At 68.9% G+C, this 19,488-nt stretch carries 17 protein-coding genes; 4 read left to right on the top strand and 13 right to left on the bottom strand.

Going from position 1 to position 19,488, the window contains the following annotated elements:
- Positions 1–54 precede the first annotated feature (54 nt).
- From tal to pgl, 4 genes are read left to right on the top strand one after another with little or no spacing between them, the layout of a single operon-like run.
- Positions 55–1,149 carry a transaldolase gene (gene tal, locus FS507_RS01285; protein WP_145941028.1) on the top strand — a complete coding sequence of 365 codons (1,095 nt, stop codon included), beginning with the start codon at positions 55–57 and terminating at the stop codon, positions 1,147–1,149.
- Entirely contained in the window at positions 1,146–2,681 is a 1,536-nt protein-coding gene (gene zwf, locus FS507_RS01280) for a glucose-6-phosphate dehydrogenase (RefSeq protein ID WP_145941027.1), read from the top strand. The genes tal and zwf overlap by 4 nt, the downstream gene beginning before the upstream one ends.
- Complete coding sequence (locus FS507_RS01275; protein ID WP_260853087.1) at positions 2,681–3,733, top strand: glucose-6-phosphate dehydrogenase assembly protein OpcA; 1,053 nt, start codon at positions 2,681–2,683, stop codon at positions 3,731–3,733. Before zwf ends, FS507_RS01275 begins: the two co-directional genes overlap by 1 nt.
- Positions 3,730–4,533 carry a 6-phosphogluconolactonase gene (pgl, locus tag FS507_RS01270; RefSeq protein WP_145941025.1) on the top strand — a complete coding sequence of 268 codons (804 nt, stop codon included), beginning with the start codon at positions 3,730–3,732 and terminating at the stop codon, positions 4,531–4,533. Before FS507_RS01275 ends, pgl begins: the two co-directional genes overlap by 4 nt.
- Positions 4,534–4,747: 214 nt before the next feature.
- Here the strand turns inward: pgl and secG are convergent, their stop codons facing one another.
- The 13 genes from secG to FS507_RS01205 form a co-directional block, all read right to left on the bottom strand.
- Positions 4,748–4,987 carry a preprotein translocase subunit SecG gene (gene secG / locus FS507_RS01265; protein WP_145941024.1) on the bottom strand — a complete coding sequence of 80 codons (240 nt, stop codon included), beginning with the start codon at positions 4,985–4,987 and terminating at the stop codon, positions 4,748–4,750.
- Between the two features lie 81 nt (positions 4,988–5,068).
- Positions 5,069–7,864, bottom strand: a complete 2,796-nt coding sequence (ppc, locus tag FS507_RS01260) for a phosphoenolpyruvate carboxylase (protein ID WP_186314512.1) — start codon at positions 7,862–7,864, stop codon at positions 5,069–5,071.
- 99 nt (positions 7,865–7,963) lie between these two features.
- The gene (gene tpiA, locus FS507_RS01255; protein WP_145941022.1) at positions 7,964–8,746 is read right to left on the bottom strand and encodes a triose-phosphate isomerase; all 783 of its coding nucleotides are present in this window, start codon (positions 8,744–8,746) and stop codon (positions 7,964–7,966) included.
- Positions 8,747–8,758: 12 nt separating this feature from the next.
- Positions 8,759–9,970, bottom strand: a complete 1,212-nt coding sequence (locus FS507_RS01250) for a phosphoglycerate kinase (RefSeq protein WP_145941021.1) — start codon at positions 9,968–9,970, stop codon at positions 8,759–8,761.
- 141 nt (positions 9,971–10,111) lie between these two features.
- On the bottom strand, positions 10,112–11,119 hold the full coding sequence (gene gap, locus FS507_RS01245; protein ID WP_145941020.1) for a type I glyceraldehyde-3-phosphate dehydrogenase: 1,008 nt from the start codon (positions 11,117–11,119) through the stop codon (positions 10,112–10,114).
- 77 nt (positions 11,120–11,196) lie between these two features.
- Complete coding sequence (gene whiA, locus FS507_RS01240; RefSeq protein WP_145941019.1) at positions 11,197–12,270, bottom strand: DNA-binding protein WhiA; 1,074 nt, start codon at positions 12,268–12,270, stop codon at positions 11,197–11,199.
- Positions 12,254–13,366, bottom strand: coding sequence for a gluconeogenesis factor YvcK family protein (locus FS507_RS01235; protein ID WP_145941018.1), 1,113 nt, complete (start codon positions 13,364–13,366; stop codon positions 12,254–12,256). Before FS507_RS01235 ends, whiA begins: the two co-directional genes overlap by 17 nt.
- Complete coding sequence (gene rapZ / locus FS507_RS01230) at positions 13,363–14,307, bottom strand: RNase adapter RapZ (protein WP_075815979.1); 945 nt, start codon at positions 14,305–14,307, stop codon at positions 13,363–13,365. Before rapZ ends, FS507_RS01235 begins: the two co-directional genes overlap by 4 nt.
- Before the next feature lie 9 nt (positions 14,308–14,316).
- The gene (uvrC, locus tag FS507_RS01225) at positions 14,317–16,416 is read right to left on the bottom strand and encodes an excinuclease ABC subunit UvrC (protein ID WP_145941017.1); all 2,100 of its coding nucleotides are present in this window, start codon (positions 16,414–16,416) and stop codon (positions 14,317–14,319) included.
- A gap of 19 nt (positions 16,417–16,435) precedes the next feature.
- Positions 16,436–16,918, bottom strand: coding sequence for a PH domain-containing protein (locus FS507_RS01220; RefSeq protein ID WP_260853112.1), 483 nt, complete (start codon positions 16,916–16,918; stop codon positions 16,436–16,438).
- Positions 16,919–17,037: 119 nt separating this feature from the next.
- On the bottom strand, positions 17,038–17,520 hold the full coding sequence (ribH, locus tag FS507_RS01215; RefSeq protein ID WP_145941016.1) for a 6,7-dimethyl-8-ribityllumazine synthase: 483 nt from the start codon (positions 17,518–17,520) through the stop codon (positions 17,038–17,040).
- A 12-nt stretch (positions 17,521–17,532) separates the two neighbouring features.
- Positions 17,533–18,816, bottom strand: a complete 1,284-nt coding sequence (locus tag FS507_RS01210; protein WP_313958061.1) for a bifunctional 3,4-dihydroxy-2-butanone-4-phosphate synthase/GTP cyclohydrolase II — start codon at positions 18,814–18,816, stop codon at positions 17,533–17,535.
- Complete coding sequence (locus FS507_RS01205) at positions 18,813–19,481, bottom strand: riboflavin synthase (protein ID WP_075815975.1); 669 nt, start codon at positions 19,479–19,481, stop codon at positions 18,813–18,815. Before FS507_RS01205 ends, FS507_RS01210 begins: the two co-directional genes overlap by 4 nt.
- Positions 19,482–19,488: the final 7 nt, after the last annotated feature.

The following is a 19,488-nucleotide window of genomic DNA, read 5'->3' as shown; positions in this document are numbered from 1 at the left end:
CACACCTCTGACACCCTCAGAACCCCCCACGCACAGAAAGCTGGTTGAACACCCGTGAACCACGTAACCGAACTCGCCGCCGCCGGTACCTCCGTGTGGCTGGACGACCTGTCCCGCGACCGCCTCACCACCGGTAACCTCGCCGAGCTGATCAGGGACTCCGGCATCGTCGGGGTCACCACCAACCCGGCGATCTTCGGCAAGGCCATGTCCGCCGGCACCGCCTACGACGCCCAGGTCGGCGAACTCAAAACCGCCGGTGCCGACGTCACCGACGCCGTGTTCGCCATGGCCGTCGAGGACGTCCGCAACGCCTGCGACGCCTTCGCCGCGGTCCACTCGGCCTCCGACGGCGTCGACGGACGGGTCTCCATCGAGGTCGACCCCCGGCTCGCCGACGACCGCGGGGCCACGGTGGCGCAGGCCAAGAAGCTGCACGCGGACGTCGGACGCGACAACGTGATGATCAAGATCCCGGCCACCGAGGCGTGCCTGCCGGCGATCACCGAGGTGCTGGCCGCCGGGATCAGCGTGAACGTCACACTGATCTTCAGTGTCGACCGCTACCGTCAGGTCATCAACGCCTTCATCGAGGGCATTACCCAGGCACAGGCCAACGGGCACGACCTCACGACGATCCACTCCGTCGCCAGCTTCTTCGTCTCCCGCGTCGACACCGAGATCGACCGCCGACTCGACGAGATCGGCACCGCAGCCGCCCTGGCGGTACGCGGCAAGGCGGGGTTGGCCAACGCCCGGCTGGCCTACGAGGCGTTCACCGTTGACCTGCTGCAGGATTCGCGCTGGCAGCAGCTGGCGGCCGCCGGTGCCCACCCGCAGCGTCCCCTGTGGGCGTCCACCGGCGTCAAGAACCCCGACTACCCCGACACCCTGTACGTCACCGGTCTCGTCGGCCCGCAGACGGTGAACACGATGCCGGAGGACACCCTCAACGCCACCATCGACCACGCCACGGTCTCCGGTGACACCCTCAGCGGCACCGGGGACGACGCCCGCGAGGTCTTCGCCGCACTGGAGGACCTGGGTGTCGACCTCAACGACGTCTTCGTCGTCCTCGAGCACGAGGGCGTCGACAAGTTCGTCGGCTCCTGGCAGGAGCTGCTCGACACCATCGGGGAGCGTCTGTGAGTTCCGGATCCCCCCTGTGGGAGAACCCTCTGCGCGATTCGGCGGACCGTCGTGTCCCGCGGATCGCCGGGCCCAGCGGCCTGGTGATCTTCGGAGTGACCGGCGACCTCGCTCGCCGCAAGCTGCTGCCGGCGGTCTACGACCTGGCCAACCGTGGCCTGCTGCCCGCGGGCTTCAGCCTCATCGGCTACGGACGCCGCGACTGGACCAAGGAGGAGTTCGAGGCCGAGGTGCTCGACGCGGTCCGTGACCGGGTCCGCACTCCGTGGCGGCATGCGGTTTGGGAGCAGCTCGCCGTCGGCATCCAGTTCGTCAAGGGCGATTTCGTCACCGACTCCGCCTTCGACGACCTGGCGGCCATGACCCGCCGGATGGACGAGGAACGGGGCACCGGCGGCAACTGGGCCTACTACCTCTCAGTACCACCCCAGTACTTTTCGGAGGTCTGCAACCAGCTTGAACGTTCAGGACTGGCGGACTCCACCGACGGCTGGAAGCGTGTGGTCATCGAGAAGCCCTTCGGGCATGACGAGGATTCGGCCACCGAGCTCAACCGCATCGTCAACTCCGTCTTCCCGGAGTCCTCGGTCTTCCGGATCGACCACTACCTGGGCAAGGAGACCGTCCAGAACATCCTGGTGCTGCGTTTCGCCAACCAGATGTTCGAGCCGCTGTTCAGTTCCGGCTACATCGACCACGTGCAGATCACCATGGCCGAGGACATCGGCCTGGGCGGCCGGGCCGGCTACTACGACGGCATCGGTGCAGCCCGCGACGTGATGCAGAACCACCTGCTGCAGCTGCTTGCGTTGGTGGCGATGGACGAACCGGTGACCTTCTCCCCCGACGAACTCAAGGCGGAGAAACTGAAGGTCCTCAAGGCGACCCGCCCGGTCGGCCCGTTCGCGCAGACCACCGCACGGGGCCAGTACACGGCCGGGTGGCAGGGCTCCGAGTACGTGCCCGGCCTCCGTGAGGAGGAGGGTTTCGACCCCGCCTCCACCACGGAGACCTACGCCGCCGCCACCTTCGAGATCAACTCCCGCCGGTGGGCGGGCGTGCCGTTCCACCTGCGCACCGGTAAGCGGCTGGGCCGCCGGGTCACGGAGATCGCCCTGGTCTTCAAGGACGCCCCGCACCAGTCCTTCAGCCCGGAACAGACCGAGGCACAGAAGTCGAATGTCCTGGTCATCCGGGTCCAGCCTGATGAAGGTGTGCTGCTGCGCTTCGGCTCGAAGGTGCCGGGCTCCGCGATGGACGTCCGCGACGTGAACATGGACTTCTCCTACTCCGAGGCCTTCACCGAGCAGTCGCCGGAAGCCTATGAGCGTCTCATCCTCGACGCGCTGTTGGACGAGGCCAGCCTCTTCCCCACCAACGAGGAGGTCGAGGAGTCCTGGCGGATCCTGGACCCGGTGCTGAACTACTGGGCCACCGCAGGACGTCCCGAAGACTACGAGTCCGGTACCTGGGGGCCCTCCGGTGCCGACCGGATGCTGTCCCGACACGGCAGGAAATGGAGGCGTCCCTGATGCCATCGACCACATTCACCGACGCCGGCGACCACGCCGCCGTCGTCGACCTGGGCACCACGACCACCCACGAGCTGACCGACCAGCTGCACCGGCTGCGTGAAGAGCGCGGTGAGATCGCCACCGGCCGTGTCCTGACGCTCATCGTCTCGGTGCGTTCCGAAGAGGACCTCGACACCGTGGTCAACGCCACCGTCGAGGCCTCCCGTGAGCATCCGGCCCGGGTGATCTTCGTCGTCCACGACCGGTCGACCTCTGAGGTCAGCATGGACGCCGCTATCCACCTGGGTGGTACCGCCGGTGCCTCCGAGATGATCCTCATGCGGCTGCACGGCGCACTGGCCGACCATGCCGACAATGCGGTCACCCCCCTGCTGCTCCCGGACACCCCGGTGGTTGTCTGGTGGCCGTTCACCTCCCCCCGGAACCCGACCGCCGATTCGCTGGGCGCTCTGGCGACCCGTCGTATCACCGACAGCTTCGCCGACGCTGCGGCGGGACGGGGCACCGAGGCGATCTTCCGTCGCCGTATCGGCTACGCTCTGGGCGACTCGGACCTGGTGTGGAGCCGGATCACCCCGTGGCGTGGGCTGCTGTCCAGCGCGCTCGACCAGCGTGCCGGGGACACCATCACGTCGGCGGAGGTCTCCGGCCCCGCCGATGATCCGGCCGTCGACATCGCGGCCGGCTGGCTCGCGGACCGTCTCAACGTCCCGGTCACCCGCTGCGCCGACGGTTCGCCCGCCGTGCCGCTCGACGACGAGGGGGAACCGATGTCGCCGATCCAGCGCACCGTCATCTACTGCTCGGGGGGCACGGTGGAGCTCACCGTGGTCAACCACCGCTCCGTGCGGGTGAGCACCGGTGTGGGGACGGACACGACGGTGAACCTCTCCCGGCGCCACGTCGGTGACTGCCTCGCCGAGGAGCTGCGGCACCTGGAACCCGACCGTGCCTTCGGCCAGGCGTTGCACGGTCTGCCCCGGGTCCGGACCCCGCGGGACGGCATGAGTGCCTCGATCCCCTTCTCCGCACAGGAGAGCACCCGATGAACGACACCCGCCACCTCGAGGTCAGACGATGGGACTCCGGTGACGGTCTTGCCCAGGGCGTCGCCCGGCAGATCGTCGAGCTGCTGGCCGGCGTTCAGCGCGACGGTGGAGTCAGCGACGACGGCTATGCCCGGATCGTGCTCACCGGTGGCGGTGCCGGTGGAGCGGTGCTCCGGGAGCTTGCCGCCCTGGACCACGCGGCGCGCCTCGCCGCGGACTCCTTCCCCGTCACCACGGTCGACTGGACGAAGGTGCACGTCTTCTTCGGTGATGAACGATTCGTCCCCGCAGGCACGACCGGCGCCACCGCCCGGAACGACGAGCTGGCCGACGCCGAGCTACTCAGCCACGTGGACATTCCCGAGACCAACGTCCACCGGGTGGGCGTCCCCGGTGACGACGGGCCTGCCGACGGGTCCGGCCTCGACGCCGCCGCCGTCGACTACGCCGAGGCCGTGGCGGCGTTCGCCCCTGACGGTTTTGACCTGCATCTGCTGGGGATGGGGCCGGAGGGGCACGTCAACTCCCTCTTCCCGCATACCGGTGAGCTCACCCCGGAACCCGGGACGCTGGTGGTCGCCGTGCGTGACTGCCCCAAGCCCCCGGCCGAGCGGGTGTCACTGACCCGCGAGGCGATCCACACGGCGACGGAGGTCTGGCTGCTGGTCACCGGTGACGCCAAGCGTGAGGCCGCCGGGGAGGTCGTCAGCGGTGCGGATCCTGCCCGGTGGCCCGCCGCCGGGGTGTCCGGCGCCCGCCGCACCGTCCTGCACGTCGATGCGGCGGCTGATCCCCGCTGAGACGGTGGGACGTCGGGACGCTCCTCGGACGTTTCAGGGGTGGTGTCACCGATTACGTCTCTGACCGACAGTCACTCGGGGAAACACCAGGTCGCAGACGAGTCGAGGCGTAATCCGTGACCTGCCCGCCCGGTGACCGTCCCGGGGCTGACATGACGGAAGGCCGCTCCCCTTTCTCGGGGGAACGGCCTTCGTCGCGTACAGGTCGGTCGGGTCAGCCCACGTTGTAGTGGACGACCAGGTTCAACCCGACGATGGCGGCGATCCAGACCACGGCGGTGGTGACCGTCAGCCGGTCGAGGTTCTTCTCCACGACCGTGGACCCGGAGAGACTGGACTGCATACCGCCCCCGAAGAGGCTGGACAGACCGCCGCCCTTCCCCTTGTGGAGAAGAACGGACAGCCCCAGGATGAGGCTGGTGACCACCAGAACGATCTGGAGGGTGAGTACCATGCGAACTGCCTTACGTCGGTCGGGGCCATGCGATAACCACACCATCATAGCCCAACTCAGGTGTACGGGACACCTGCGACACTACCCGGAGTTACGCAGCCCGGTCGCCAGGCCGTTCATCGTCAACCGGATACCGTCGAGGACGTCTTCGCTGCGGTCACCGGCACGGTAACGGCGCAGTAGCTCCAGCTGCAGCAGGTTGAGCGGGAGCAGGTACGGGAAGCGGTTACGCACCGAGAGGGCCAGCGCCGGGTTGTCGGCGAGCAGGCTGTCCTGGCCCGTGATCTCCAGGCACATCTGCAGGGTCAGGTGGAACTCGTCGACGATGGTGTCGTAGATGCGCTCGGCGTCGTCGGCGTCCGGCACCAGCCGGGAGTAGAGCTTCGCCACCGACAGGTCCGCCTTGGCTATCACCTGCGCCATATTCGACAGTACCGAGCGGAAGAAAGGCCAGGTGCGGTGAAGCTCCCGCAGGTACTCCAACCGGTCCCCGGAGTCTTCGCTGTCCCCGCCGTCCCCGCCGTCCTTCCCGGCGGCGATCCAGTCCCGTAGGGCCGAACCCACCCCGAACCAGCCCGGCAGCATGATGCGTGACTGCGACCAGGACAGCACCCACGGGATGGCACGCAGGTCGGCGATGCTGGTGGTCTGCTTGCGTGAACTGGGCCGCGAGCCGATGTTGAGGTTGCCGATCTCCGCCAGTGGCGTCGAGGTGGTGAAGTAGTCGATGAACCCCTCGTCCTCGTGCATCAGTGAGGAGTAGGCGGACCGCGAGAGTTCGGCGATCTCCCGCATCGCCGTGTAGGCGCTGTCGGGGTCGTCGATGCGGTCGACGGGCAGCAGGCTGGCCTCCAGGGTCGCAGACACCAGGGCCTCGAGGTTGCGACGGGCGACGGACGGCACACCGTACTTGGCGGAGATGATCTCCCCCTGCTCGGTGATCCGCACGCTGCCCTGCACCGCGCCCTCCGGCTGGGCGAGGATCGCCTCGTGGCTGGGGCCACCGCCACGTCCGACCGTGCCGCCGCGTCCGTGGAACAGCCGCAGTCCGACTCCTGCCTCGCGGGCGGCTGCGACGAGGGACAGTTCGGCGTCGTAGAGGCCCCAGTTCGCCGCGAAGTACCCGCCGTCCTTGTTGGAGTCGGAGTAGCCGAGCATGATCTCCTGGACCCCTCCGCGCTGGGTCACGTAGTCACGGTAGAACCGGTGCCCCCACAGTTCCTCCATGACCGCGGCACCGTGGGCGAGGTCGTCGATGGTCTCGAAGAGGGGGATCACGTCCACCCCACCGGTGACCGCCCCGTCGGTGACGTCGATGAGACCGACCTCCTTGAGCAGGATCATCGGCTCGAGGATGTCGGAGACGCTGGACGCCATGGAGATGATGCAGTGCGGGACGGCCTCGGGGCCGAACCGGTCGACGGCGTCGGCGGCGGCGCGGAAGATCCCGAGTTCGCGGTCCGTCGCCTCGCTCCAGCGGGCCCGCGGGTCGGTGAGCGGGCGCGGCGAATGCAGCTCCCGGGTCAGCAGGTCGACGCGTTCACTCTCGTCGAGGGTGCCGTAGTCGGCGTCGTGATCGGTGACTCCGGCGCGGGTGAACATCTCGGTGAGGATGCTCTCGAAGCTCTCGGAGTTCTGCCGCAGGTCGAGGCTGTTGAGGTGGAACCCGAAGGACCGGGCGGCCGCGATGACGGTCGCCAGCCGGTGGTCGGCGATCAGGTCGTCGGCGCTGGCCCGCAGGGACGCGTCGACGGTGTGCAGGTCGGCGAGGAAGTCGGCGGCATCCGTGTAGGGCTCATGGGGACCCAGGGTGTCGGTCTCCGGGTGGACGATGTCGCTGAGCCGGGCGGTGGCTGTCGCGGCGATGCGGCCGCGGATGCCGTGGACGGCACGCCGGTAGGGTTCGTCGACGCGCGACGGTACGTCGTTGTGCCCCTGCTCGGCGAGTTCGTCGAGCTCCGGGGTGACGCTGGCGAGCCGGCTGGAGAGGCTGAGTTCGTGTTCGAGGTCGTGGAGCTGGCCGAGGTACCAGTCGAAGACGGTCTGCGCGGCCCGCGAGGTGGCGTAGTCGACGGTGTCGCCGGTGACGAAGGGGTTGCCGTCGTGGTCGCCGCCGATCCAGCTGCCGGGGCGTACCACCGGGGTCGAGGGGACGCCGGCACCGTAGCGTTCGCGCAGTTCGGTGGTGACACGCCGGTTGATCTGCGGGATCTCCTGCAGCAGGCTGATGGTGAAGTACCGCAGCCCGACGTTGATCTCGTCCTCGATGCGGGGACGTACCGACCGGATCAGTGCGGTCTGCCACAGGATCGTGACACGACGACGGATGTTGCGGTCGATACCGGCGAGGCGTTCATCGCTGCGTGCGGTCCGTCCGGCGTTGAGGATGCGCCCACGGTTGCGCATCAGGCGCGTGATGTCCCACTGCACGTCGAAGACGGTGCGGCGACGTGTCTCGGTGGGGTGGGCGGTGAGCACCGGGGCAACGTGGGCGGACTGCATCACCGCGGAGACCTCCTCGGCGGTCACCCCGCCGTCGTCGAGGGACTGCCAGGCGGCCTGCAGAGTGGCGCGGTGCGGGGGCTCGCCTTCGTCGGCGAGGCGCTCCCGCAGGCGTTCCTCGTGGAGGTCCTCGGCGAGGTTGGCCAGCAGTGCGAAGTGGGAGAACGCCCGGATGAGCGGGAGGGACCGGTCCGCCGGGAGATCCTGGAGCCGGTCGGCGAGGTCGGTGAGGTTGCCCTCGCCGTGGCGGACGCTGAACGCGGCCTTGCGTGTCTCTTCGACGAGGGCGAGTACGTCCTCCCCCTCCTGCTCGCGGATGACGTCGCCGAGGATGGCGCCGAGATAGCGCAGGTCCTGCCGCAGCCCGGGGACGATCTCCGGCTCGTCCCGGGACGGCGGGACGACGGGGATGGCGGTGCCGGGCACCGTCGTGTCAGAATCATCGAAGGGGGAAGTCATTCCCCCATTGTGCCTCTAGCTGCCGGCCTTCGCAGCGGCAGCGCACAGGCGTGCGAAATCCTCACCGTCGAGGCTGGCGCCTCCGACGAGCCCGCCGTCCACGTCGGGCTGGCCGACGATCTCGGCGACGGAGTCGGTCTTCACCGATCCGCCGTAGAGGATGCGCATGCCATCGGCGGTCGCCTGGTCGGCCAGCTCGGCGACGAGCCCACGGATCGCCGCGCAGACCTCCTGGGCGTCGGCGGCGGAGGCGACCTTGCCGGTGCCGATGGCCCACACCGGCTCATAGGCGATGACGACGGTACCGAGGTCGGCGGCGGAGAGGCCCTCCAGCGAGGCGCGGGTCTGGTCGACGACGTAGCTGACGTGCTCACCGGACTCGCGGACCTCCAGGGGCTCACCGACACACACGATCGGGGCGAGGCCGGAGCCGAGGGCGGCCTTGGCCTTCGCGGCCACGGTGGCGTCGTCCTCCCCGTGGTACTGACGCCGCTCAGAGTGGCCGACCACGGCCCAGCTGCAGCCGAGCTTCGCGAGCATGGCGGCGGAGACCTCGCCGGTGTAGGCGCCGGACTCGTGCACCGACACGTCCTGGGCACCGTAGGTCAGCGGGATCTTCTCACCGTCGACGACGGTCTGCACGCTGCGGATGTCGGTGAACGGCGGGATCACGGCGACATCGACGTGCTCGTAGTAGTCCTTGGGCAGGGCGAAGGCGAACTTCTGGACCACCTGGATGGCCTCCAGGTGGTTGAGGTTCATCTTCCAGTTGCCGGCGATCAGGGGGGTGCGTGACATGGTGGGTGCTCCTCAGTTCTCGAGAACGGTGATACCGGGCAGTTCCTTGCCCTCGAGAAACTCGAGGGAGGCGCCGCCACCGGTGGAGATGTGGCTGAAGCCGTCCTCGTCGAGACCGAGGGTGCGCACGGCGGCGGCGGAGTCGCCACCACCGACGACGGAGAAGGCCCCTGCGCCGGTGGCGGAGATGATGGCTTCGGCCACTCCCCTGGTGCCGTCGGCGAAGGCGGGGAACTCGAAGACGCCCATCGGGCCGTTCCAGAAGACGGTCCTGGCCGCACCGAGGGTCTCGGCGAAGGCGGCGACGGAGTCCGGTCCGATGTCGAGGCCCATCTGGCCGTCGGGGATGGCGTCGGCGGCGACGGTGGTGGCGGGTGCGTCCGCCGCGAACTCGGGTGCGACGACGACGTCGGTGGGCAGGGAGATGACGTCACCGAAGCGTGACAGCAGGTCGCGGCAGGTGTCGACCATGTCTTCCTGCAGCAGCGAGGTGCCCACGGAGTGGCCCTGCGCGGCGAGGAAGGTGAAGCACATGCCGCCCCCGATGATCAGGGTGTCGACCTTGGGCGCGAGCGCCTCGATGACCCCGAGCTTGTCGGAGACCTTCGAGCCACCGAGCACCACGGCGTAGGGCTGTGCCGGGTCCTCCGAGACCTTCCTGAGTACCTCGAGCTCGGACTGGACCAGGCCGCCGGCGTAGTGCGGCAGCAGTGCCGCCACATCGTAGACCGAGGCCTGCCGACGGTGCACCACACCGAAACCGTCGGAGACGAAGGCGCCGTTGTCACCGGTCAGCGCGGCGAGTTCGCTGGCGAAGGCCTGGCGCTCGGCCTCGTCCTTGGAGGTCTCCCGGGCATCGAAACGGACGTTCTCCAGCAGCAGGATGTCGCCGTCGTTGAGGCCGTTGGCACGCTCGTGGGCGTCTTCGCCGGTGACGTCCTGGGCCAGGGGCACCCACTGGTCGAGACGCTCGGCCAGTGCCTCGGCGACCGGCGCCAGGGAGAACTCGGGGTTGGTCTCGCCCTTCGGCCGGCCGAGGTGGGCGGTGACGATGACGCGGGCTCCGGCGTCGATCAGGCGGCGCAACGTCGGGACGGAGGCGTCGATGCGGCCGGGGTCGGTGATGTCGCCGTCCTTGAGGGGGACGTTCAGGTCGGCGCGGACGAGGACGTGTCGTCCCTCGACGCCGTCGGCGATGAGGTCGTCGATGGTCTTCACGGTCATGGGTCAGTCTCCTGGGGTAAGTGGTTGACGGGAAGGACGGGAGGTCAGGACGTGCGGACAGGGTGACGGCGGGTCGGCATGTGCCGACCCGCCGTGGGACCGGTGGAACCGGCCGGTACTGCTACCAGACTACTGGACGACCTAGAGACGCTCACCGACATAGGCGGCGAGATCCACGAGGCGGCGGGAGTAGCCCCACTCGTTGTCGTACCAGGAGACGACCTTGACCTGGTTGCCGATGACCTTGGTCAGCCCGGAGTCGAAGATCGACGAGTGGGAGTCGCCCACGATGTCGGTGGACACCAGCGGCTCATCGTCGGAGTACGCCAGCACGCCCTTGAGCTCACCCTCGGCGTGCTTCTTGATCGCGGCGTTGACCTGCTCGACGGTGACCTCGGAGGACGCCTCGAAGGTCAGGTCGGTGACCGAGCCGGTGGGCACCGGCACGCGCAGGGCGTAGCCGTCGAGCTTGCCCTTGAGCTGCGGGAGCACCAGGGACACGGCCTTGGCCGCACCGGTGGAGGTCGGCACGATGTTCAGGGCCGCGGCACGGGCTCGACGCAGGTCCTTGTGGGGCGCGTCGTGCAGACGCTGGTCGCCGGTGTAGGCGTGGATGGTGGTCATCAGACCCTTGACGATGCCGAACTCCTCGTCGAGCACCTTCGCCATCGGCGCCAGGCAGTTGGTGGTGCACGAGGCGTTGGAGATGATGGTGTGCTTCGCCGGGTCGTAGTCGGTGTGGTTCACACCGACGACGAAGGTCGCGTCCTCGTTCTTCGCCGGCGCGGAGATGATGACCTTCTTCGCGCCGGCGTCGATGTGCGCCTTGGCGGCGGTCGCGTCGGTGAAGAAGCCGGTCGACTCGATGACGATGTCGACGTCCAACTCGCCCCACGTGAGGTTCTGGGGGTCGCGCTCGGCGGTGACCACGATGCGCTTGCCGTCCACGGTGATGGACTCGTCGTCATAGCTGACCTCGGCGTCCAGACGACCCAGGATGGAGTCGTACTTCAGCAGGTTGGCCAGGGTCTTGTTGTCGGTGAGGTCGTTGAAGGCGACGACCTCGAGGTCAGCGCCGCTTTCGCGGAGAGCGCGGAAGAAGTTGCGGCCGATCCTGCCGAACCCGTTGATTCCTACCCGTACCGTCACGATGAAGCTCCTGTTCTCGATGAGTGGTGAGTTGCCGATGTCCAGACTACAGCGGAATCGGGCAGGGTGCCGGGGACCTATTCCCCGTCGGGGTTGTCGGAGGTGATCCGCTTATCGCTGTCATCGGCCCTGGCGTCAGCGTCGTCAGCGTCGTCAGCGTCGACACCGTCGTCGAGGTCGAAGATGTCATCGGTCACGGCGGCGTGGGTGTCGGGGATGTCGAGCTCCGCGGCACGCTGGTCGGCCATGGTGAGCAGGCGGCGGATCCGGCCGGCGACGGCGTCCTTGGTCATCTGCGGGTCGGCGAGCTGGCCGAGCTCCTCCAGGGACGCCTGACGGTGCTGGACCCGCAGCGTCCCTGCCTGCACCAGGTGGTCGGGCACGTCGTCGCCGAGGATGGTCAGCGCCCGGTCCACCCGGGCTGCGGCGACGACGGCCGCGCGGGCGGACCGGCGCAGGTTGGCGTCGTCGAAGTTGGCCAGGCGGTTGGCGGTGGCCCGCACCTCGCGGCGCATGCGCTGCTCCTCCCAGTCCAGGCGGGTGCGCTGGGCACCCATCCGGGTGAGCAGGTCGCCGATGGTCTCCCCGTCCCGGATGAGCACGCGGATGACCCCGCGGGTCTCCTTCGTCTTCGCGGTGACGCCGATCCGGCGTGCCGCCCCCACCAGGGCGAGTGCGGCCTCGTTGCCGGGGGTGGTGACCTCCAGCGAGGATGAGCGGCCCGGCTCGGTCAACGACCCCCGGGCCAGGAACGCGCCCCGCCACGCGGCGGTGCACTGGTCGGCGGTCCCGCCGATGATGTACGGGGGCAGCCCGCGTACCGGACGTCCCGCCCGGTCGATCAGGCCGGTGCGGCGGGCCAGTTCGGTGCCTCCGTGGGCCCAGCGCAGGACGTAGCGTGAGGAGTTGCGCAGGTTCCCTCCCCCGACGACCTGCAGTTCGGCGGTGAGGTCGAAGAGCTCCTCGACGAAGCGGGAGACCCGTCGGGCGGTGGCGCCGCTGTCGACCTCCGCCTCCACGACGATCTGTCCGGCCACCAGGTGCAGCCCCGCGCAGTAGCGCAGCAGGCCGGAGACCTCGGCGGTCATGACTTCCAGCCGGGTCTCGGTGACCCTTGCCAGCTCATCCTTCACCTCAGACGTCAGTGCCACTGTGGCTGTCGCCCCTTTCCTCCGGGTGCCCCGGCTCGTCGTGTGTACCGGGTGATCCTACCGTGGCGGTGGTGGGACGTTCCCAGTCGGCGAGCTCACGCAGCACACCGGCGAGCTTCTCCGAGGAGTGCCGGTCGGTCCACCGGCCGCGGTCATCGTCCTCACGCACGTCGCGGTAGAGCACCGTGGCGCCCAGCCGTGCGGCGGCGCGTTCCATGTGGCGGCGCTCATTGCCGGGCAGCAGGACGGAGGTGTCGACGACGACGACGTCGACGGTGAGGGTGGGACAGTGCTGCAGCAGCATGTGGATGTGCCGTTCCATGGAGAACCCGCTGGTCTCCCCCGGCTCGGCGACGAGGTTCATGATCACCGCACGGGTGGCGGTGGTTTCGGCGAGGGCTTCGACGATGCCGGGCATCAGCAGGTGCGGGATCACCGAGGAGAACCAGGAGCCGGGTCCGAGGGTGACCAGGTCGGCGTCGAGGATCGCCTGGACGGCCTCGGGTGAGGCCTCGGGGTTCTGCGGGATCAGCCGGACCCGGCGGACCTGCCCCAGCGTGGAGGCGACGGCGACCTGGCCGCGTACGGAGTTGACCTCCCGCGGGTCGTCGCCGATGCCCTGGACCTCGGCCTCCAGATCGAGCGGTTCCGGGGACATGGGCAGGACGCGCCCGCGGATACCGAGCAGGTCACTGAGTTCGTCGAGGGCCTCGATGCTGGAGCCCAGGACCTCGGAGAGCCCGGTGAGCACCAGGTTCCCCACAGCGTGTCCGGCCAGCGCCCCGTGGCCGGAGAACCGGTGCTGGAGGGTGCGTTCCCACAGGTGGCCACGCGGGGTGTCACGGACCAGCGCGGCCAGGGCCATCCGTAGGTCACCCGGGGGCAGGGAGCCGAGTTCGCGGCGCATCCGGCCCGAGGAGCCGCCGTCGTCGGCGACGGTGACGACGGCGGTGACGTAGTCGGCGGCCGCGCGTGCCGAGCGCAGCGTGGCGAACAGGCCGTGGCCACCGCCCAGTGCGGTGATCCGGCCGAGGGGGATGTCGGTGGAGCCGTTGGATCCGGTGGATCCGGTGGATCCGGTGGTTGTCTCGCTCATGCGGTGGCTCCCGTCCCGGCACTGGTCCGTCCGGGGCGCCCGGGTTCGAGGTCACGGTGGATGGTGCGGACGTCCAGGTCCGGATTCGCCGTGAGGCGTGCGGCGATGGCCTCGGCCACCGCCGGGCTGCGGTGCTGGCCCCCGGTGCAGCCGATGGCCAGGGTGATGAAACGCTTGCCTTCGCGGCGGTAGCCGGGCAGGGCGGTGTTCACCAGGCGTTCGATGACGTCGAGGTACTCCACCGCCTCGGGTCGGGACAGGACGAACTCGGCGACGGGGGTGTCGAGTCCGCTGTAGTCCCGCAGGTCCTCCTCCCAGTGCGGGTTCGGCAGGAAGCGTGCGTCCAGCATGATGTCGACGTCGCGCGGGGCGCCGTTCTTGAAGCCGAAGGACTGCACGGTGATGTGCTCGCGCCGGTCGGACAGGGCCTCGAAGTACCCTTCGAGGTTGCGGCGCAGGTCGTGCACGCTGGTTCCGGAGGTGTCGACGACGAGGTCGGCGCGCTGGCGGATGCCCTCCATCATCTCGCGTTCCCGGTCGATGCCGGCCTGCAGCGTCTCGTCGCCCTGCAGCGGGTGGGTGCGGCGGACGCGCCCGTAGCGGCGGATGAGGGTCCTGTCGTCGGCGTCGAGGTAGAGCACCACGGGGCGCCGGCCGGAGTCGTGCAGGCTGGTGAGTACCTCGGTCAGTGAGCCGACGAAGTCGCGGGAGCGCACGTCGGTGACCACGGCCAGGCGTTCCACCGGGGAGTCGGACTCGAAGCTGAGCTCGACCATGCGCATGATCAGTTCCGGCGGGAGGTTGTCGGCGACGTACCAGCCCAGCTCCTCCAGGACGGTGGCGGCCTCCTTACGGCCGGCCCCCGACATCCCGGTGATGAGGACCAGCGACGCCTCCTGCTGGTCAGGTCGCGTTCCCGTGTCTCGGGTGGCATCGTTCATGCCACGATTCTAGACCGAACCCTCCGGCTCCGTCAGGGCGTCGATGATGGCCTCGGCCAGTGCCGGTCCGAAGCCCGGTACCTGGGATATCCCCTCCACCCCGGCGTCGCGGACCTTGGCCACCGAGCCGAAGGTCTTCACCAGCTCGGCACGACGTTTCGGGCCCAGGCCTTTGACCTCGTCGAGGGCGGACCGGGTCATCCTCTTGCCGCGGCTGGCGCGGTGGAAGGTGATGGCGAAACGGTGGGCCTCATCGCGCAACTGCTGGATGAGGTACAGCGCCTGCGAGTTGCGGGGCAGGATCACCGGGTACTCGTCACCGGGCACCCACAGTTCCTCGAGACGCTTGGCCACCCCGACCAGGGTGACGTCGGTGACCCCGAGTTCGTCGAGGACCTCCTGTGCCGCGTTGACCTGTGGTTTTCCGCCGTCGACCACGAAGAGCTGCGGCGGGTAGGCGAACTTCCTCGATCCGGCCTCGGCCTGTTCCACGGTGACCTCGCCGTCGAGCAGGTCGCCGCCGTCGTCACCTTCGGGCACGGCGGTGCGGTCCTTGTGGTGACGTTTGAACCGGCGCCGGACGACCTCGGCGATCGAGGCGACGTCATCGGAGTGCCCGTCGCCGGCGGCCTCCCGGATCCGGTAGCGGCGGTAGTCGGACTTCCGCGGCAACCCGTCCTCGAAGACCACGAGACTGGCCACCACGTCGGTGCCCTGGATGTGGGAGATGTCGGTGCACTCGATGCGCAGCGGGGAATCGTCCATCCACAGGGCCTCCTGCAGCTCCTGCAGGGCCGCCGAGCGGGTGGTGAGGTCACCGGCGCGGGCGATCTTGTGCTGGCGCAGTGCCTGGGTGGCGTTGGTGGTGGCGGTCTCCATGAGCGAGCGCTTGTCGCCGCGCTGCGGGACGCGCAGAGTCACCCGTGCGCCGCGCAGGACGGTGAGCCAGTCGGTGAGCCGGTCACGGTTGGTGGGCAGGACCGGCACGAGGATCTCGCGGGGCACCGGCTCCAGTGAGACGCCGTCGGGTTCGCTGACGCGGGAGTTTCCGCCCACCGCGGATTCGGTGGCGTCGGCCAGTTCGGCGTTCTCGCCGTAGAACTGGGTGAGGAAGTCCTCCAGCAGGGTGGGCCAGGTGGCGTCACCGGCACTGTCGGCAGTGTCCGTGCTGTCGGCACTGTCGATGCTGTCGGCGCCGCCGAGACCCTCGGCGGTGTCGGCGGTGGACGCCTTCTTCTCGACGACCCAGCCGCGCTGGCCGCGGATACGTCCCCCGCGGACGTGGAAGACCTGCACGGCGGCCTCGAGTTCGTCGCTGGCGACGGCGACCAGGTCGGCGTCGGTGTCGTCGGAGAACACCACGGACTGCTTCTCCACGGTCTTCTCCATCGCGCCGAGCTGGTCACGCAGGGACGCGGCACGTTCGAAGTCGAGGTTCTCGGCGGCATCGGACATCTCGCCCCGGACCTCACGGATCACCCTGTCGGTGTTGCCGCCGGCGAGGAAGGAGCAGAACCCGTCGACCAGTTCACGGTGCTCCGACGGCGAGACCCGGCCGACGCACGGGGCCGAACAGCGGTCGATGTAGCCGAGCAGACACGGCCGCCCCAGCTGTTCATGGCGCCGGTACACCCCGGCGGTGCAGGTGCGGACGGGGAAGACACGGGTCAGCGACTCCAGGGTGTCCCGGATCGCCCACGCCTTGGGGTACGGACCGAAGTACCGCACGCCCTTCTTACGGGGCCCGCGGTAGAGGAACGCCCGGGGGAACGTCTCCTTCACGCTCACGGCGAGCATGGGGTAGGTCTTGTCGTCCCGGTACATCACGTTGAACCGGGGGGCGAACTTCTTGATCCAGGTGTACTCGAGGTTCAATGCCTCGATCTCGCTGCCGACGACGGTCCACTGGACGTGGTCGGCGGTGTGCACCATGGTGCGGATCCGCGGTTCGAGGTGGCCGGGGTCCTGGAAGTAGTTGGACAGCCTGCTACGCAGGTTCTTTGCCTTGCCGACGTAGATGACCCGGTCATCGGAGTCGCGGAAGGTGTAGACCCCCGGGCTGGTGGGGATCGTTCCGGGGGCGGGACGGTAGGAGGCGGGGTCGGCCATGAACTTGGAGCCTACCCTCCTACTCGTCGGGCATGTAACGGTCCTCCAGGACCCGGAAGTCCTCCACCTTCGTGGCGATCGTGGACTTGTCGGCGACCTGGAAGGCCATCATGGGGACGAACTCGAAGTCCGGGAGCTCCAGCCGTGCCCAGCGGGCGTTACGGGGGAAGGACAGGCCGTGGATGATCGACCAGCGGTAGAACTGGGCACCGAAGATATTGCGCACCTCGACGCCCTCCTCGTTGACGCGCACCCGGGGGCGCAGCAGCATCAGGACGATCCCGGAGATGATCACACCGATACCGATGAACGCCCACTGGTCGACGGCGCTGACGGTGGCTCCGGTGTCCCCCACGCCGGAGACGACCGCCATGAAGACGTGCACCGCCATGACCACCACCGCGCCGATGACCGCCCACCAGCGCAGGCTGGTGGAGGTGACGGTCAGCAGCCACTCCCCCTGCTGGTTCTTCCGGCCCTGGTGTGCGCTACCGGACGCCACAGCGGCGTCCTGTCCGGGAACGGACTCGGCGGTCTTGGACACTGATTCAGAGCTGCTCACGGCTCACCAGCCTACCCCTGTGGTTCGACGACGACGAAACTGAACGCCCCCGTCGGCGCTTACCGTGCCGAGCGGATGTCACGCAGCACGAGCAGGGAGTGCAGGGCGGCGCGGGCGGCGTCGGCGCCCTTGTCCTCCACCGCCCCGGTGCCCCCGGCCCGGGCGACGGCCTGTTCCTGGTTCTCGACGGTGAGCACGCCGTTGCCGACGGGTTTGCCGGAGTCCAGCGACACCCGGGTCAGACCGTAGGTCACGGCGTTGCAGACGTGGTCGAAGTGGGCGGTCTCGCCGCGGATCACGCATCCGTTGGCGACGACGGCGTCGAAGTTCTTGGCGGCCTCGGCCGCGACGACGGGCAGTTCCACGGCGCCGGCCACCCGCCACTGTCCGACGAAGGCACCGGTGTCGCGCAGTGCGCTGACGGCGTGGTCGTGCAACCGGTCGGTGATCTCGGCGTTCCAGGACGCGGTGATCACGGCGATGCGGTATCCGGCACCGGAGTCACGGGTGAGGGTGATGTCGGCGAGTCCGTCCGAGGGCATGATGTCTCCTTCTCAGGGCGCGGCAGGGGTCAGCGAGTCGATTTGGTGGCCCATCCGGTCGCGCTTGGTACGAAGGTAGGCCTCGTTCTCCGGATTGGCGGGCAGCTCCACGGGGACCCGGCGGGTCACCGGGATGCCGTGGCGTTCCAGGTCCAGGCGTTTGCCCGGGTTGTTGGACAGCAGGGCCACCGAGGTGACGCCCAGGTCCCGGAGAATCTGGGCCGCCGCACTGTACTCGCGCGAATCGACGGGCAGCCCCTGGGCCGTGTTGGCGTCGACGGTGTCCAGGCCGGTGTCCTGCAGGTTGTAGGCCTTGAGTTTGGGCACCAGTCCGATGCCGCGGCCCTCCTGGCCACGCAGGTACACCAGCACTCCCCTGCCGGCCTCGGTGATCAGGTCGAGGGAGGCGGAGAGTTGCTCACCGCAGTCGCAGCGCAGCGAACCGAAGATGTCCCCGGTGAGGCATTCGGAGTGCACGCGCACCAGCACGTCCTCACCGTTGTCGGCACGCAGGTCTCCGGCGACGAGGGCGACGTGTTCGACCCCGTCGACGAGACCGTTGTAGGCCACGGCGTGGAAGTTGCCGAAACGGGTGGGCAGCCGTGCCTCCACACTGCGGGCGACGACAGGGGTGTGCACCCGGCGCCATTCGGCGAGTTGCTCGATGGAGATCAGCGACAGACCGTGTTCGTCGCAGAACCGGCGCAGCTCCGGCAGGCGGGCCATGCCGGTCGGGTCGTCCTCGGAGACGACCTCGCAGAGCACACCCGCCGGACGCAGACCCGCGGCGCGGGCCAGGTCCACGGATGCCTCGGTGTGGCCGCCGCGTTGGAGCACGCCACCCTTCTTGGCACGGAGCGGTACGACGTGGCCGGGGCGGTTGAAGGATTCGCGGGTGGCGTCGGGGTCGGCGAGCAGGCGCAGGGTGTGGGCACGGTCGGTGGCGCTGATGCCCGTGGTGATGCCCGCGGCGGCGTCGACGGTGACGGTGTAGGCGGTGCCACGGACATCCTCGTTGCGGGCGACCATCGGCGGCAGGCCGAGACGGTCGGCCTCCTCGTCGGGCACCGCGGCGCAGATGTAGCCCGAGGAGTGCCGGACGGTGAAGGCGACCGTTTCCGGGGTGGCCTTCTCGGCGGCGAAGATGATGTCGCCTTCGTTCTCCCGGTCCTCGTCGTCGACGACCACGACCGGCTTACCGGCGGCGATGTCGGTGATGGCGTCCTCGACGGGGTCGAGCAGACTGGTGCGGTCGCCGGATGCCGCAGGGTTGGAGGTGTCGTTCTGATCGCTCACTGGACGTCTCCCTCTGATCCTTCTGATCGTGCTGGTCCTGCTGCCTCTGCGAGCCGTTCGAGGTACTTGGCCAGGACGTCGCACTCGATGTTGACGGTGTCGCCGGTGGCGAGGTCGCCGAGCATGGTGTCGGCCAGGGTCGTGGGGATCAGGGAGACCTCGAACCACGGGTCGGTGACGTCACCGACTTCGGCGACGGTCAGCGAGACACCGTTGACAGCGATGCTGCCCTTCTTGGCGATGTAGCGGGCGAGGCTGGTGCTGTCGGTGTTGTTGGTGCTGTCACCGTCGGCGAGTGCGAAGCGGAAGACCTCCCACTCGCTGCCCGCCGTGCGGGAGACCAGGGTGGCGGTGCCGTCGACGTGGCCCTGGACGATGTGGCCGCCGAGCCGTCCGCCGGTCGGGGTGGCGCGCTCCAGGTTGACCCGGTCACCGGGTCGGGCGGACCCGAGGGCTGTGTAGTCGAGCGTGACCTTCATGCAGTCGGCCCAGAAGCCGGTGCTGTCGAACTCTGTGACGGTGAGACAGACCCCGTTGACCGAGATGGAGGCGCCGTGGGTGGCGTCCTGCAGGACCTGGCGGCAGGAGATGCGTATGCGCTGGGCGTCTGAGGTGCTGTCGACCTCGGCGACCGTGCCCGTCTCCTCGACGATTCCGGTGAACATAACTGTT

This window comes from Corynebacterium glyciniphilum AJ 3170, assembly GCF_007673095.1.
GTDB lineage: Bacteria > Actinomycetota > Actinomycetes > Mycobacteriales > Mycobacteriaceae > Corynebacterium.
Note: the sequence above shows the minus strand (reverse complement) of the source record. Positions and strands in the feature narration are given on the sequence as shown.

Bases quoted from the DNA above. Each gene is read 5' to 3' on its own strand.
- rapZ (WP_075815979.1), bottom strand. From the start codon at position 14,307: ATGAACGATGCCACCCGAGACACGGGAACGCGACCTGACCAGCAGGAG.
- secG (WP_145941024.1), bottom strand. From the start codon at position 4,987: ATGGTACTCACCCTCCAGATCGTTCTGGTGGTCACCAGCCTCATCCTG.
- ribH (WP_145941016.1), bottom strand. From the start codon at position 17,520: ATGCCCTCGGACGGACTCGCCGACATCACCCTCACCCGTGACTCCGGT.
- tpiA (WP_145941022.1), bottom strand. From the start codon at position 8,746: ATGTCACGCACCCCCCTGATCGCCGGCAACTGGAAGATGAACCTCAAC.
- FS507_RS01250 (WP_145941021.1), bottom strand. From the start codon at position 9,970: ATGACCGTGAAGACCATCGACGACCTCATCGCCGACGGCGTCGAGGGA.
- pgl (WP_145941025.1), top strand. From the start codon at position 3,730: ATGAACGACACCCGCCACCTCGAGGTCAGACGATGGGACTCCGGTGAC.
- FS507_RS01275 (WP_260853087.1), top strand. From the start codon at position 2,681: ATGCCATCGACCACATTCACCGACGCCGGCGACCACGCCGCCGTCGTC.
- FS507_RS01235 (WP_145941018.1), bottom strand. From the start codon at position 13,366: ATGAGCGAGACAACCACCGGATCCACCGGATCCACCGGATCCAACGGC.
- FS507_RS01205 (WP_075815975.1), bottom strand. From the start codon at position 19,481: ATGTTCACCGGAATCGTCGAGGAGACGGGCACGGTCGCCGAGGTCGAC.
- uvrC (WP_145941017.1), bottom strand. From the start codon at position 16,416: ATGGCCGACCCCGCCTCCTACCGTCCCGCCCCCGGAACGATCCCCACC.